Source organism: Rhizobium redzepovicii (genome assembly GCF_019793435.1).
Lineage (GTDB): Bacteria > Pseudomonadota > Alphaproteobacteria > Rhizobiales > Rhizobiaceae > Rhizobium > Rhizobium redzepovicii.
In genome coordinates this window covers 111039-125450 of record NZ_JAILYH010000009.1, presented here as the reverse complement: position 1 = coordinate 125450, position 14412 = coordinate 111039, and the positions used below count along the sequence as shown (strand labels likewise).

Sequence of the window (14412 nt, the reverse complement as noted above, 5' to 3'; positions counted from 1 at the left end):
CATGACGACTTACGATTATATCATCGTCGGAGGCGGATCCTCGGGCTGCGTGCTGGCGAACCGCCTGTCGGAAAATCCGGCGCATAAGGTCCTGCTGATCGAGTCCGGCCGCCGCGACGCCGATCCGTGGATCCATATACCCGCGACCTTCTTCAAGGTGCTGGGCAAGGGCATCGACATCCATCCCTACGCATCGAACCCCGACAAGGGCTTGAACGGCCGGCCGTGCATCGTGCCGCAGGGAAATGTGCTCGGCGGCGGCAGCTCGGTGAATGCGATGATCTATATTCGCGGCCATCGCAACGACTACGATACCTGGTCGCAAATGGGCTGCCAGGGGTGGTCCTATGACGACTTGCTTCCAGCTTTCCGCTCGCTGGAACAGAACGAGCGGCTGAACGGCCATTTCCACGGAAAGAAGGGTGGGTTGCACGTCTCCGACCCGCGCCACCGCCACCCGCTGAGCGAGGCCTTCGTCAAGGCGGCGACTGAAATCGGCATTCCCCAGAACGACGATTTCAACGGCGCCGATCAGGCGGGTGTCGGCTTCTATCAGAGCACCACCCATGGCGGCCGGCGCTGGAGTTCGGCTCAGGCCTTTTTGCGCGAAGCGGAGAAGCGGCCGAATCTCACCGTTCTGACGGAGCGCAAGGTGGCGCGCCTGCTGTTCGAGGGGCAGAGGGCGGTCGGCGTGGAACTGCTCGATGGAACGATCTTCAAGGCGTCGCGCGAAATCGCGCTCACCGCAGGCGCCATCGCCACGCCGAAGATCCTGCAATTGTCGGGGATCGGCGACGGTGCGCATCTTACCTCGCTCGGCATCCAGGTCGTTGCCGACCTGCCTGGTGTCGGCGCCAATTATCAAGATCATCTCGAAGTGCCGGTGCAGGGCGAGACGCGCGAGCCGATCTCGATCCTCGGTCATGACAAGGGTCTGCGTGCCGCCGGCCACATGCTGCGTTACCTCACCTCGCGTCGCGGGCTGCTGTCATCGAACGTCGTCGAGTGCGGCGGCTTCGTCGATACCGCAGGCACCGGCCAGCCGGATGTACAGTTCCATGTCCTGCCGGTGCTGATCGGCTTCGTCGACCGCGAACCGGAGCCCGGCCACGGTCTCAGCATCGGGCCGTGTTATCTGCGGCCGCGGTCGCGCGGCTGGATCAAGCTGAAGAGCGCCGATCCCAGGGAGCAGACGGATTTCAACGCCAATCTGCTTTCCGATCCCGCCGATATCGAGACGCTGGTGCGCGGTGTCGAAACGGCGATCCGCATCCTCGATGCGCCGGCGCTTGCCAAGCTGGTGAAGCGCCGCGTGCTGCCGAAGCCTGGGACCGAAAAGGATCCGGAGGCTTTGCGCGATTACATCCGCCAATCAGCCAAAACAGTGTTCCATCCGGCGGGAACTGCGCGCATGGGCCGCGCCGACGATCGCATGGCGGTGGTCGGACCGGACCTCAAGGTGCGCGGCGTCGAGGGGCTGCGCGTCTGCGACGCTTCGGTGATGCCGACGTTGGTGTCGGGCAATACCAACGCGCCGACGATGATGATTGCGGCAAAGGCTGCCGCCTTCATGACAGGGAAGGCGATTTCCGGCTGAGCCTGGTATCGCCGATCGTAATATCCCGTGGGGAGCGGGACAACACACTGGAGGAGACAATGCCTATCAATCCAAAAGGGCTGGTAATCGGCCTTTTCCTGACGCTCTTTTCGGCGTTCAGCGCAAATGCTGCAGCATCCTGCGGCGACAATAGCGGTAAGCCGGCAACCGGCGAAGCAATTGTGGTCGGCGCGATTACCGGCAAGACGGGACCGGATGATTTTTCCAATTCCACCAAGGCGGCCAAGGCCTATTTCGATTGCCTGAACGCCAACGGCGGGATCAAGGGACGGCCGGTGAAATATCTGGTCGAGGACGACCAGTGGAATCCTGAGATAGCAGCACAGCTCGCCGCCAAGCTCGTCAATGACGAGAAGGCCGTGCTGATGGTCGGCAATTCGAGTTTCGTCGAATGCGGCGCCAATGCCGATTTCTACAAGAAATCCGCCATTCTCGTCGTCGCCGGCGTCGGCGTTCCCCGCGAATGTTTCTTCGCGGCGAACTATGCCCCGACCAATGCCGGTCCTCGCGTGTCGATGCTCGGCGCAATGGGCTATGCGCTCGATCAACTGAAGGCAAAGTCGGTCGTCTGCATCGGGCCGAACATCCCGAATGTCGGCACCTGGTCCTGCGACGGGATCATTCAGCTCGCCAAAGAGAAGGGCCTGACGGCCGAGACGATCTTGATGGATCCCGGCACCGCCGATTCCACATCGACCATCCTGCAGGCGGCAGCTTCCAAGCCGGATGTGATCATTCTCGGCCTGCCCAAGGGCGTCACCGTGCCGCTGCTGACCGCTGCGGAAGAACAGGGGCTGAACCAGAGCATCAAGTTCCTGAGCGCCGCCTCCGCCTATGATCTCTCGGTGCCTGGCACGATCGGCGCCGGCTGGGACGGCAATTTCATCGTCAACATGGAGTTCAACGATCTCGAGGCGACGACGCCTGATAATCAGAACTGGCTCGCTGTCATGGATCAGTACGGCCAGAAGTCCGATCCGCGCGACACCTTCGCCCAGGCCGGCTATCTTGCTGCACGGATCGCCGAGACGGCACTGATGACGCTCGATCCCGCCAACGTCAACCGCGAGACGGCGTCGGCTGCGGTGCGAGGAATCAAGGGCTTCAAAAGCGATATTTTCTGTGCCCCCTGGTACTTCGGTGACGGCCAGACTCGCCACAATGCCAATTCGACCACGCGCATGGCCGTCAGCGAAGCCGGCAAGTGGAAAGTCGTCTCCGACTGCGCGCCGTCGCCGGACCCCGAGCTGAAGGACATCCGCGCCTTCGAAAAGTCCGCGGGCATCAACTGAGCCTGCGACTGCCATCGTGCTCCGCGGCTGCTACCCCGCGGAGCCGGGCGAGTGCTAGAGGATCGGGTTATGAATATTCTTCCCTTCGTCATTTCCGGGCTTGGAATCGGCGCCGTCTATGCCCTGTCGGGTGTCGGACTCGTCGTGCTGTTTCGCGCGACCGGCGTTCTCAATTTCGCTTTCGGTGCTTTTGGTGCGATGGGCGCGCATTGCGCCTGGCAGCTGCTCGAGTGGAAGGTTCCGCTCATCGTCGCCATCCTTGCGGCGGTCGTGGTCTCGACGGCAATCAGCTTTCTCTACGGGCGGATCTTCGCTCCCATGCTGTCGCATCGCGATACCGTCGTGCGCGCCGTCGGCACACTGGCGCCGGCTCTGGTTCTGATCGCCGTCATGGGTGTCGTCTGGGGCGAGCTGCCGCGCCGCCTGCAGTTTCCGACCGACCAGATGTTCGTCTCGCTCTTTGCCGTGCGCCTGACCTACACGCGCATCATCGCCCTTCTTCTAGCCGTTGCCATGGTCGTCGCGATCACCTTGCTGCTCTCTCGCACGCGGCTCGGCCTCGATATGCGCGCACTGGCCAATGACCGCGATCTCAGTGCCGTCCTCGGCGTGCGCGTCCTCCATACCGAGACCGCCGCCTGGATCATCACCGGCATCTTCTCAGGCCTTGCCGGCCTGCTGCTGGCCGATCTCGTGCGCCTGCAGGGCACCTTCCTGACCCTGCTGGTCATTCCCGCCATTGCCGCGGCGATCCTCGGCCAGTTGCGGTCGCTTTGGGAGACGGCGGCTGCCGGCATTCTGATCGGCATTGCCGAGGCGGCGCTGACCCCGATTGCCTGGATATCGCCCTATCGGGCGGCGGCGCCCTTTATCATCGCGCTCGCCGCCGTCACGATCCTCGGAGGCACGGCGAAGGCCGCGTTGAAAGACCGATGAGCGTTCAGCCGCAAACAATCGCCTCCAACGCTGAAGGCCTGTCGACAATGCGCCTGCCGAAACAGCTTCTGCATGTCCCCGTGACGACGGCGCTCTTCGCGGCTGTGGTCGTCCTTCTCGCCAATTCCTTCTGGCTTTCGGCGGCAACGTCGGCCGTCGCGCTGTCGCTGTCGGTTGCTGGCCTTGCCATTCTCTATGGCCAGCTCGGCTTGGTTTCGCTCTGCCAGTTTGCCCTCGTCGGTGTCGGCGGCTGGGTAACGCTGCGCATCGGTCACGCCTTTCATCCACCCTTCGAGGTCAGCCTGCTTGCCGGCGGCATCGTCGCGTCCGCGGTCGGGCTCGCCTTCGGCGTGCCGGCCTTGCGGCTGCGTGGTCTCTACCTCGCGCTCGTCACCCTAATGCTCGCCGGCGGCTTCCAGATAATCATCAGCGCTTGGGGTTTCCCTGATGGCGGTCCTGGCTTTCTCGGTCGGGCGGACGGCTCCGGACGCGAAATGCTGGCGAGGCCTGTCATCGCCGACGGCGAGGTTGCCTATTTCCTCTATGTGTGCGCGGCAGCTGCGATCGGTCTTTTGATCGCGCAATGGCATAAGCTTGCGCGTCCCGGCAGGGCCTGGGCGCTGATCCGCAAGGGCGAGACTGTCGCCGTCGCCAGCGGCGTCAACGTTCTCATCTACAAGGCCTGGGCCTTTGCGCTCAGCGGCTTGCTCGCCGGCCTTGCCGGCGGGCTGCTGGCCGGCAATGTCGGCCAGCTCGACGGGCGCGCCTTCGGCGCCTTCGAGAGCCTCAACCTCTTTGCGCTCGCCATCGTCGGCGGTGTCTTCAACTGGTACGGCGCGCTGATCGCCGGGCTTCTGTTGCGCGCGGTGCCGGCGCTGCTGACCGATCTCGGCATCGACGGTTATATCACGATCGGTATTTTCGGCGTCGCCCTGTTCCATGCGCTGGCAACCGCGCCGACCGGCATAGCCGGCCAGATCGCGGGCTTGATCGCCCGTCTGAACAGCGGCCTATCAAGGGGGAGGGCACGATGATCACCATCGACAATCTCGTCGTCCAGTTCGGTGGTGTGAAGCCGATCAACGAGCTCAGCGCCGTGCTCACCGCACCGGTCGCGGGCCTGATCGGCCCGAATGGCGCCGGCAAGACGACGTTGCTCAACGTGCTCTCCGGTTTCATCAGGCCGGTTCAGGGGACCGTGTCGCTCGGCGCCCAGGCGCTGTTGCCGATGACGCCGCTGCAGCGCGTACGCGCCGGCCTGCGCCGCTCGTTCCAGACCGAACAGGTGGTCGGGGACCTGACCGTCGCCGGCAATATCGCGGCGATCGCCGATCATGTGGTCGGCGCGCCGCATCGCTCCGAAGCCGTGGACGAGGCGCTTTCCTTCGTCGGACTCAGCGCGGCTGCCGACCGGCTGGGGAAATCGCTCAATCTCTTCCAGCGCCGCCTGGTCGAACTGGCGAAATGTGTCGTCGGCAAGCCGAAGCTGATCCTGCTGGACGAGCCGGCCGCCGGTCTGACCGAGGAGGAGGGCAAGGCGTTTCGCGAGTTGGTGCTGCGCATCCCCGCGGAATTCCGGGCGCAGATTCTGGTCATCGATCACGACGTCGATCTTATCCGCTCCATGTGCAGCGAGACCATGGTGCTCGACTACGGAAAGCTGCTGGCCCTCGGCCCGACGCAGACCGTGCTTGCCGATCCGAACGTGCGGCGCGCCTATCTGGGGGAGTTCTGAGATGAGCGGGAATTCCGAGGTCCGCGTCGAAAACCTCGTCGTCGAACGCGGCGGCAAACGCGTCATCCATGACATTTCCTTTTCGGTCGCGGCCGGCGAGGTGACGACCCTGCTCGGCGCCAATGGGGCGGGAAAATCGAGCACGGTCATGGCCATGGCAGGTGTTCTGCCGCGCGGCGGCGCGGTGCGGCTGGGAGACATCGCACTCGAAGGATTTGTGCCCGACCGCATTCGTCGGGCAGGCCTTGCGCTCGTTCCGGAAGGGCACCGCGTGCTGGGGCAATTGTCGGTGGAGGACAATATCCTCGTCGCCGCGCTCGATCCTGCGGCGACTGCCCGCCGGCAGGGGCTGGAGCGCGCCTATGAGATATTCCCTGAGCTTGCCGAGCGCCGGCGTCAGTCGGCTTCCGATCTCTCCGGCGGTCAGAAGCAGATGGTGGCGATGGCGCAGGCTTTCGTCGCAAAGCCACGTTTCATGATCGTCGACGAGCTTTCGCTCGGCTTGGCGCCTGCCGTCGTCAAGCGTCTGGCCGAGGCGCTGAAGATTGCCGCTGCCGGCGGCATCGGCGTGCTGCTGATCGAGCAATTCGCCAATCTCGCGCTGGATCTCGCCGATAAGGCCCTCGTGCTGGAGCGCGGCCGCCTTGTCTTCGACGGTCCCGCCGCGACGCTGAAAGCCCAGCCGGACATCCTCCATGGCGCCTATCTGGCGAGCTGAAGTGAGGAGGTTGTTATGCGTTTTTCCGCTGATCACCGCGCTATCGAGACAGCTCGGGGCCAGGAGTTCGCCGGGCTTGCCCGCACGCTGTTCGGCAATGTCAAGCTCGATTTCACGGCAGCCGACGAGGAGAAGAGTTCGATGCTCTCCGCTATGCTGGGAGCCTGCCGGCTGACGCGGCTGGAAGCCGATCGGCATATGGTTTTCGGCGAGCGGGTGACGGCCAGGCCTGACGATCCCGACGCGATCAAGCTGATCCTGCAGGCCGAAGGCAGCGCCTCGATCACCCAGGGTGGCTTGCACGCGCCGATCTCCACCGATGCGCTTGTGATCTATGATCCGCGCCGGCCCTATGTGCTGACCAACAGCACGCCGGTCCGCCAATTGCTGCTGCAACTGCCGCGGCAGGCATTGCCGCTGGCCGCGGTCGAGCGGCTGGCAGCACCCTTCACCGCGCATGCCGAGTATGACGGCATGTGCGGTATTCTGCTGTCGCTGATGGAAACGACCATGCACGAGATCGGCCATCTCGACGAAGCGCGGCGTTCGAGCGTCGGCCAGACGATGATCGATCTCGTTCGCACGATGATCGGCGAGGGGCGGCCGGAGGGACTGGTCGCCAATCCCCTCGATCTGCTGCTGGCGCGCATCAAGGATTTCATCGCCGGGAATATCGCCCGGCCGGATCTGACCGTCGCCATGATCGCGCGGCGCATGGGCTGCTCGGTGCGTTACGTTTATCGCGCATTCGAGACCGAACGGCTGACGCCGTCCGAGTATATCTGGGACCTGCGCCTGCAGCAGGCTGCGGCCAGGCTGCGCAAAGCCGCCGGCCATAGCGGCGAGATATCCGAGATCGCCTTTGCGCTCGGCTTTTCCTCCAGCGCGCATTTTTCGCGGGCTTTCCGCGCCCGCTACGCCGTTTCGCCGTCGCAATGGCGCAAGGCTGCGCTTTTGTAGGGCGGCCGGTCTGCGCCGAGCCGCCCAGATTCTTATCGCATCGATTCCGCGACGCGCAGCGTATCGGTAAACTGCTCGAAGCGCCGGATCTTGCCGTCCGCGGCACGCCAGGCATGGACGACGCGGGCCTTGAAGGATTTACCGGTCTGCCGGTGCGTGCCGCTGTAGTCGCCGATGGCGATCACATCGTCGCCGGCGTCGAGAAGACGTTCCAGCTTGAAGGTGTAGCCATCGAATGCCTCACCGAGGGCCTGGAAGACGTGTCTAAAGACCTCCTGCGGGCCGACATAGGTGCCGGCGCAGGGAAAGCCGTCCATCTCGGTCCAGCGGCAGTCGGGCGCAATGTCGGCCAGCATCCCGTCTATATCGCGGCGGTCGTTGGCGTCGTAATGCGCCTTCACCATGTCGAAAGCTGTTTTCATGGTTCTGTCTCTCACACCGGTTCCTGGCCCGGCAGGTAATAGGTCATCGAGGCCTTGCGGATGAAGGCGCCGGCAGGACTGTTCTGGATGCGTCCGTCGCCGGTAATGCCGAGGAATTTACCGGTCGAGCGCATATCGTTGAAATTGTAGAAGAAGGTGGAGGCGACCGCGATTTTGAACTCCCGGAAGGTAAAGACGTACTGGTTGTCGTCGAACTTGTAGGTGGTTGTCAGGTCGACATCGCCATGGCCGCGCTGGACGCCGACCAGGCACTGCCAGGCGTAGCGCTCAGCGGAGAGGTAGGTGTGTTCGTAGACATGGTTGGGGCTATAGGTGAAATGCGCCCTGAGCCCGATGAGATCACGGCTTTCGGCCGGCGCCGGCCCGCTTGAAGTGCCACCTTCGATGACGCCGGGCCGGAAGATCTGCGCCACCTGCGGTTCGCCGACGGCATCCCTCGCGTCGCGGACGATCGAATAGATCGAAAACGCTCGGCGGGTCTCGACATTGAGGATCAGCGTTTCGGCTTCTCTCGGGCGGCCGGCGAAGACGATTTCGATGAAATAGGTATTCGGCGCGACCTCGATCACCTCAGCCTTGTCAATTGCGCTTTCCTTGCCGTCGGACCATCTGGCCTCGCCTCTGCCGAAGGCAAGGTCGAGCCGGCGGCCGTCGTCGAAGCCGATCTTATAGGAAGAGCCGGAAAGCGCTTCGCTCGCCGGCAGGCGGTTCGTGTCGATGCCATAGGCGAATTCGTCGTAGGTTTTCCAATCCTTCGGATTTTCGTTCATCGTTGTCTCCTCCTAGCATTCTGCAAAGGCGAGGGTCGGCAGATCGACCGTGCCGGCTCCGCCGTCGACGGTCAGGATCGCGCCGTTGATCATTGAGGCGTCCGAGGAGGCCAGGAAGCAGACGGCGTTGGCGACATCCTCGGTACTCGCGGGGCGACCGAGCGGCACGTCCTTGGTGACGAGCGCATAAGCCTCTTCGATGCTTTTCAGCCTAAACTTCTCGACGATCATCTGCATCTGCTCGTCGGCCATGTCAGTCGTCACCCATCCCGGGCAGACGGTGTTGGTGCGCACGCCCTTGCGGCCGTAGTCGCGCGCCAGCGATTTTGCGAGCCCGATACAGGCATGCTTCATGGTGACGTAGCCCGCCGCATCCGGCCCGGCGAACAGCCCGGCAATCGAGGCGAGAACGACGATATTGCCCTTGTTCTTGATCAGATAGGGGAGGGATTCGCGGGCGCTGACGAAGGCGGTGTTCAAATTGAGCCGAACCGCGAGATCCCAGGTCTCGTCAGACATGCTGATCGTCGGCCCGACGCCGTGGCCGCCGGCATTGGCAATCAGGATATCGAGCCCGCCGAAAGTCTCGACGACCGTTTCGAGCGCTTTCCGCATCGCAATGCCATCGGCCGCGTCGGTGGTGATGACGGTGGCGCCGATCTCATCGGCAACGGCGCGAAGCGGTTCGGGGCGCCGTCCGACGAGCACGACGTTGCCGCCTTCCCTACGGATGCGCCGCGCGACGGCGGCGCCGATGCCCGTGCCGCCGCCGGTGATCAGCGCTGTCTTCTTGCTGAAACGCATATCTCTTCCTCCTGGACCTTTCGATCATCATGGTCGAAAGGCCGGGAGGCGTCCTGTCCAGCTGTGCAGTCCGTTTTGACTGAGCGTGCAAAACGATGCTGAATGCGGGAGGTCAGTAGACCTTCACGTCGCCCGCCGGCCTGGCGGGTTCGGTCTTGTGGAAATCCTCAAGCAGCTTGGCCGTGGCATTGGCGAGCAGCATGACGTCGTTGCCGATCGCGACGAAGGTGGCGCCGAGTTCGAGATAGCGCTTGGAAAGGGCGAGATCGCCGATCAGGATGCCGGCGGCCTTGCCGTGCGACTGGATCCTGGCAAGCGCCTTTTCGACTTCGGCCTGCACTTCGGGCGCGCCCGGTCTGCCGAGATAGCCCATATCGGCGGCGAGATCGGACGGGCCGATGAAAACGCCGTCGACGCCCTCGGTCGTCGCGATCGCGTCGAGCGCTGCGAGTCCCGCCCGGCTTTCGACCTGCAGCAGCAGGCAGATCTCGTCATTGGCGGTCTGGAGATAATCGGGGATGCGGTTGAAATCGGAGGCGCGGGCAAGGGCGGCACCGACGCCGCGCACACCCTGCGGCGGATAACGCACGGCGCGGACCATGGCCTCCGCCATCTCCTTGCTGTCGACCATCGGAATGAGCAGCGTCTGCGCACCGATATCGAGCATCTGCTTGATGATCCAGGTCTCGCCGACCGGCGGGCGGATCACCGCATGGCTTGCCGATCCCTTCATCGCCTGCAGCTGCGAGGCGAGAAGCGGCACGTCGTTCGGCGCATGTTCGGCATCGAGCAGCAGCCAGTCATAACCGACGCCGGCGCAGATCTCGACCGTATAGGGACTGGCGAGCGCCTGCCAGAGGCCGATCTGCGCCCGCCCCTCCTTCAGGGCTTGCTTGAAGAGGTTTTTGGGCGCCGGCATGTTTCACTCCTTCATGCAAAATAGAGGCTGACCGAGCCGTAAGGGCCGAAATCGGCGTTGATGGTATCGCCGTGCCGTGCCTCGATCGGACGGATGAATGAACCAGCCAGCACGATCTGTCCAGCCTCGATGCCATCGCCATATTGCGCCAGCCGGTTGGCGAGCCAGGCAACGCCGCGAGCAGGCTGGTTGAGGACGCCCGCCCCAAGCCCTGTTTCCTCGACCTCGGCGTTGCGGCTGACGATCGCTCCCATCCAGCGCACGTCGATCTCCCCGGGCCGCACGGCGCGGCCGCCGGTGACGATGCCGGCATTGGCGGCATTGTCGGAAATGGTATCGACGATGGTGCGCGGCTTCTTCGTCTGCGGATCGACGCGCAGGATGCGGGTGTCGAGGATTTCGAGCGCCGGCGTCACATAATCGGTGGCGTTCAGCACGTCGAAGATCGAGATATCAGGCCCGCGCAAAGGCGCCTTCATGACGAAGGCGATCTCCGCCTCGATTCGCGGCTGGATGAAGCGATCGGCCGGCACGGTGGCGCCGTCTTCGAACATCATGTCGTCGAGAAGCACGCCGGAATCGGGGATGTCGATGTTGAGCGCATATTGCATCGCCTTCGAGGTCAGCCCGATCTTCCAGCCGATTGGCTTGCGGCCGGCCGCGATCTTCTTTTTCACCCAGGCGCTCTGTACGGCATAGGCGTCGTCCATATCCATTCGGGGATGCCTCAGCGACAGAAGGCCGGCCTGGATGCGGGTGCGCTCAGCCTGGTCGAGGCTTTCGGCGGCCGCCTGGATTTCGTCCTCAGACAGCATCACAACACCTCGTCGGCGATGGTGTTTTTCAGGGTGCCAAGGCCGTCGGCCTCGACTTCGACGACATCGCCGGGTTTCAGCCAGATCGGCGGACCGAAGCGGGCGCCGGCGCCTGTCGGCGTGCCGGTAACGATGACGTCGCCGGGAACGAGCGTGGTGAAGGTGGAGACATAATTGATGATCTTGCGGAACGAGAAGATCATCCGGCTGGTGCGGTCGCTCTGGCGGACCTCGCCGTTGACGCGGGTTTCGAGCTTGATGTCTTCGAGCTGAGCGGCATCGGTGAAGGGGATCAGCCAGGGGCCGATCGCGCCGGTGCGATCGAAGTTCTTGCCCTGGGTGACGTTGAACTTGGCATGGCGCACCCAGTCGCGAATCGTGCCCTCGTTGCAGAGCGACAGGGCGGCGATGTGGGAGAAGGCGTCCGCCTCGGCAATCCGCCGGCCGCCCTTGCCGATGACGATGACGATCTCGCCTTCATAGTCGAGCTGCGGGCTTTCCGGCGGCCGGATCAGCGGTTCGCCGTGGCCGGTGAAGGAACGGGGAAAACGGATGAACAGCGAGGGGTTGGAGGGTGCTGCCTGACCGTCCTTATATTCCTCGTTGCGGTCGGGAAAGTTGACCCCGACGCAGATAATCTTTTCCGGCGACGGAATAGGAATTTCGAAGCGGATGTCGTCGAGCGCGAAATCCGGCTTTAATGATCTGCTCTCCTCGGCGAGCTGAACGAGGCGGCCCGCCTCGATCACTTCGCGAAGGCTCGCCCAGCTTGCGCCGTGGCGAGCCGACAGGTCGATGACGCCGTTCTCGACGGCAAGCCCATAGCCATGATGGCCGTTTCTGGAAAAGGACAGGAATCGTGGATGGGTCATGCTTGTCTCGGGCCTTCTCTTGGCCTCAGGCGATACCGCCGAGGCAGACATATTTGATTTCGGTGAATTCCTCGATGCCGTATTTCGAGCCTTCGCGGCCGAGGCCAGAAAGTTTGACGCCGCCGAATGGGGCTTCGGCCGTCGAAATCAGCCCGGTATTGACGCCGACCATGCCGTATTCCAGCGCCTCGGCGACCCGGAAGACCCGGGCGAGATCCTTGGCGTAGAAATAGGAGGCAAGACCGAACTCGGTGTCGTTGGCCTGAGCGATCACATCGGCTTCGTCGTTGAAGCGGAAGAGCGGCGCCACCGGCCCGAACGTCTCTTCCTTGGCGACAGCCATGGCAGGGGTGACGTCGGCCAGCACAGTCGCCTCATAGAAGCGCCCGCCGAGTGGGTGGCGGTGGCCGCCGGCAACGACACGGCCGCCCTTGGACAGCGCATCGGCGACATGCTCCTCGACCTTGGCAAGGGCGGACTCGTCGATCAGCGGGCCGAGATTGATGCCCTCGTCGAAGCCGTTGCCGGTCTTCAACGCGCCGACGGCCTTCGAGAGCTTCTCGGCAAAAGCGTCATAGACGCCCTCCTGCACATAGAGGCGGTTGGCGCAGACGCAGGTCTGGCCGTTGTTGCGGAATTTGGCGATCAGCGCGCCTTCCACGGCCGCATCCAGATCGGCGTCGTCGAAAACGATGAAGGGCGCATTGCCGCCGAGTTCCAGCCCGAGCTTCTTGATGGTCGGTGCACTCTGCCGGTAGAGTTCGGCGCCGACTTCGGTCGAGCCGGTAAAGGTCAGCTTGCGCACGATGGGGCTTGCGGTCATTTCGCCGCCGATTGCGCGGGCCGAACCTGTGAGAACGCTGAACAGGCCCTTGGGGAAACCGGCGCGCTCGGCGAGGATCGCGATGGCGATCGCCGAAAACGGCGTCTGCGAGGCCGGCTTCAGCACCATGGCGCAGCCGGCGGCAAAGGCGGGTCCAGCCTTGCGGGTGATCATCGCATTAGGGAAATTCCACGGGGTGATGGCGGCAACGACGCCGATCGGCTGCTTCATCACCAGGATGCGCTTATCCTTCTGATGGCCGGGAACGATGTCACCATAGACCCGCCGCGCCTCCTCGGCAAACCATTCGATGAAGCTCGCGCCATAGGCGATCTCACCCTTAGCTTCGGCCAGCGGTTTGCCCTGTTCTGCCGTCAGGATGCGGCCGAGATCGTCCTGATTGTCCATCATCAGCTGGAACCAGCGGCGCAGGATGACCGACCGCTCCTTGGCGGTGCGGGCGGCCCATTCCTTCTGCGCAATCTCGGCCGCGGCAATCGCCGCCTTGGTCTCGGCTGCGCCGAGATTGGGAACGCGGCCAATGATCTCGCCGGTCGCGGGATTATCAACCGCGATCCCATTGTCCCCCGCCTCGATCCAATCGCCGCCGACCAATGCAGCCTGCCGGAACAATGTTGCGTCTTTCAATTCCATGACACTATCCTCGCCAACGTTGAAAAGCGGGCGATTTCGCCCGCTTTCGGGTAAACGTTCAAGGCGCGATGATCGGCTGTGCCTTCAGATCAGGCTCGACTACATCGGCGCCGGCAAACAGGCTACCATGTTCGAACCAGGATTTGGGAGCCGGTGCGCCCCAAAGTGTCTGGCGCTGCGGATCCTTGAGGTCCCACTTGATCGCCTCCAGATCGGGATCGACCGTCTGGTAATCCGAGCAGTAGATCTCAATGCGGTGGCCGTCGGGATCGAGGATATAGAGGAAGAAGGCGTTGGAGATACCGTGGCGGCCGGGGCCGCGCTCGATGTTGGAGACCCAGCCGGTGGTCGCCATCAGATCCAGCAGGTCGATAATGTTGAGCGGCGTCGGCACCCAAAAGGCGGTGTGGTGCAGGCGCGGACCGCGGCCGTTGGTGAAGGCGATGTCGTGGACGCCGCCCTTGCGGTGCGTCCAGGCGGCCCAGAGACGGCCGGTCTCGGCATCCTCGGTATATTCGGTGACGCGGAAGCCGAGCTCGTTATAGAAGGCGACGCTTTCGTCGACATTCGGCGAGAAGCAGTTGAAGTGGTCGATGCGCAGCGGCTTGACGCCCTTGTAGAGCGCATATTTCTGGTGGATCGGCGGCAGGCGGTCCATCTTCGAATAGAATTCGAGCGGAATGCCGTGCGGATCGCGGGTGCGGAAGGTGCGCGCCTGATAGGGGCGTTCGACCCACTCGACCGGCAGGCCCTTATCCTTGAAGAAATGGGCGGCCTTGTCGAGATCCTCGTCGCCGAAGACCTTGAAACCGAGGTCGCGGGCTTCGGCCTTGCCGGATTTCTTCAGTACGATGCAGTGATGGCCGCGTTCTTCGAGCGCCCTGAGATAGATGATATCGGCGGTCTCATCCGTCACCTGCAAGCCGAGCGTATCGACATAGAAGGCGCGGGACTTGGCGAGATCGGTGACGCCGAGTTCGACATGGCTGAGACGCACGATGTTGAAAGGCGGATAGAGATTGGGTGTCGGCAGGGGCATGGGTTCCTCCTCTT

15 protein-coding genes are annotated in these 14412 nt (G+C 63.5%); 7 read left to right on the top strand and 8 right to left on the bottom strand.

Annotated elements, in window-relative coordinates; genetic code table 11:
- Nucleotide 1: 1 nt before the first annotated feature.
- The 7 genes from K6N12_RS16085 (at nt 2) to K6N12_RS16055 (ending at nt 7259) form a co-directional block, all read left to right on the top strand.
- Nucleotides 2-1597 (top strand): GMC family oxidoreductase, encoded by a 1596-nt coding sequence (locus K6N12_RS16085; RefSeq protein WP_097626220.1) that lies wholly within the window; start codon nt 2-4, stop codon nt 1595-1597.
- Nucleotides 1598-1656: 59 nt separating this feature from the next.
- Nucleotides 1657-2910 carry an ABC transporter substrate-binding protein gene (locus tag K6N12_RS16080; protein ID WP_097626221.1) on the top strand — a complete coding sequence of 418 codons (1254 nt, stop codon included), beginning with the start codon at nt 1657-1659 and terminating at the stop codon, nt 2908-2910.
- A gap of 69 nt (nt 2911-2979) precedes the next feature.
- On the top strand, nt 2980-3846 hold the full coding sequence (locus K6N12_RS16075) for a branched-chain amino acid ABC transporter permease (protein ID WP_097626222.1): 867 nt from the start codon (nt 2980-2982) through the stop codon (nt 3844-3846).
- Nucleotides 3843-4880, top strand: coding sequence for a branched-chain amino acid ABC transporter permease (locus K6N12_RS16070; RefSeq protein ID WP_097626223.1), 1038 nt, complete (start codon nt 3843-3845; stop codon nt 4878-4880). Before K6N12_RS16075 ends, K6N12_RS16070 begins: the two co-directional genes overlap by 4 nt.
- Nucleotides 4877-5581 (top strand): ABC transporter ATP-binding protein, encoded by a 705-nt coding sequence (locus K6N12_RS16065; protein WP_097626224.1) that lies wholly within the window; start codon nt 4877-4879, stop codon nt 5579-5581. Before K6N12_RS16070 ends, K6N12_RS16065 begins: the two co-directional genes overlap by 4 nt.
- Nucleotide 5582: 1 nt before the next feature.
- Entirely contained in the window at nt 5583-6299 is a 717-nt protein-coding gene (locus tag K6N12_RS16060; protein ID WP_097626225.1) for an ABC transporter ATP-binding protein, read from the top strand.
- A 15-nt stretch (nt 6300-6314) separates the two neighbouring features.
- A complete protein-coding gene (locus K6N12_RS16055) occupies nt 6315-7259 on the top strand; it encodes an AraC-like ligand-binding domain-containing protein (protein ID WP_097626226.1) in 945 nt (314 codons plus the stop codon).
- Between the two features lie 32 nt (nt 7260-7291).
- Here K6N12_RS16055 and K6N12_RS16050 read toward each other — a convergent pair whose 3' ends face one another.
- From K6N12_RS16050 to hpaD, 8 genes are all read right to left on the bottom strand, one after another.
- A complete protein-coding gene (locus K6N12_RS16050; protein WP_097626227.1) occupies nt 7292-7681 on the bottom strand; it encodes a nuclear transport factor 2 family protein in 390 nt (129 codons plus the stop codon).
- Between the two features lie 11 nt (nt 7682-7692).
- Nucleotides 7693-8472 (bottom strand): MoaF C-terminal domain-containing protein, encoded by a 780-nt coding sequence (locus K6N12_RS16045; RefSeq protein ID WP_097626228.1) that lies wholly within the window; start codon nt 8470-8472, stop codon nt 7693-7695.
- Nucleotides 8473-8484: 12 nt separating this feature from the next.
- Nucleotides 8485-9276, bottom strand: coding sequence for an SDR family NAD(P)-dependent oxidoreductase (locus K6N12_RS16040; RefSeq protein WP_097626229.1), 792 nt, complete (start codon nt 9274-9276; stop codon nt 8485-8487).
- A 112-nt stretch (nt 9277-9388) separates the two neighbouring features.
- Entirely contained in the window at nt 9389-10195 is an 807-nt protein-coding gene (gene hpaI / locus K6N12_RS16035; RefSeq protein WP_097626230.1) for a 4-hydroxy-2-oxoheptanedioate aldolase, read from the bottom strand.
- 11 nt (nt 10196-10206) lie between these two features.
- Nucleotides 10207-11010 carry a 2-oxo-hept-4-ene-1,7-dioate hydratase gene (gene hpaH / locus K6N12_RS16030; protein ID WP_183780157.1) on the bottom strand — a complete coding sequence of 268 codons (804 nt, stop codon included), beginning with the start codon at nt 11008-11010 and terminating at the stop codon, nt 10207-10209.
- Nucleotides 11010-11882 carry a fumarylacetoacetate hydrolase family protein gene (locus K6N12_RS16025; protein ID WP_183780159.1) on the bottom strand — a complete coding sequence of 291 codons (873 nt, stop codon included), beginning with the start codon at nt 11880-11882 and terminating at the stop codon, nt 11010-11012. Before K6N12_RS16025 ends, hpaH begins: the two co-directional genes overlap by 1 nt.
- A 25-nt stretch (nt 11883-11907) precedes the next feature.
- A complete protein-coding gene (gene gabD / locus K6N12_RS16020; RefSeq protein WP_097626232.1) occupies nt 11908-13359 on the bottom strand; it encodes an NADP-dependent succinate-semialdehyde dehydrogenase in 1452 nt (483 codons plus the stop codon).
- 58 nt (nt 13360-13417) lie between these two features.
- Nucleotides 13418-14398, bottom strand: coding sequence for a 3,4-dihydroxyphenylacetate 2,3-dioxygenase (gene hpaD / locus K6N12_RS16015; protein WP_183780161.1), 981 nt, complete (start codon nt 14396-14398; stop codon nt 13418-13420).
- Nucleotides 14399-14412: the final 14 nt, after the last annotated feature.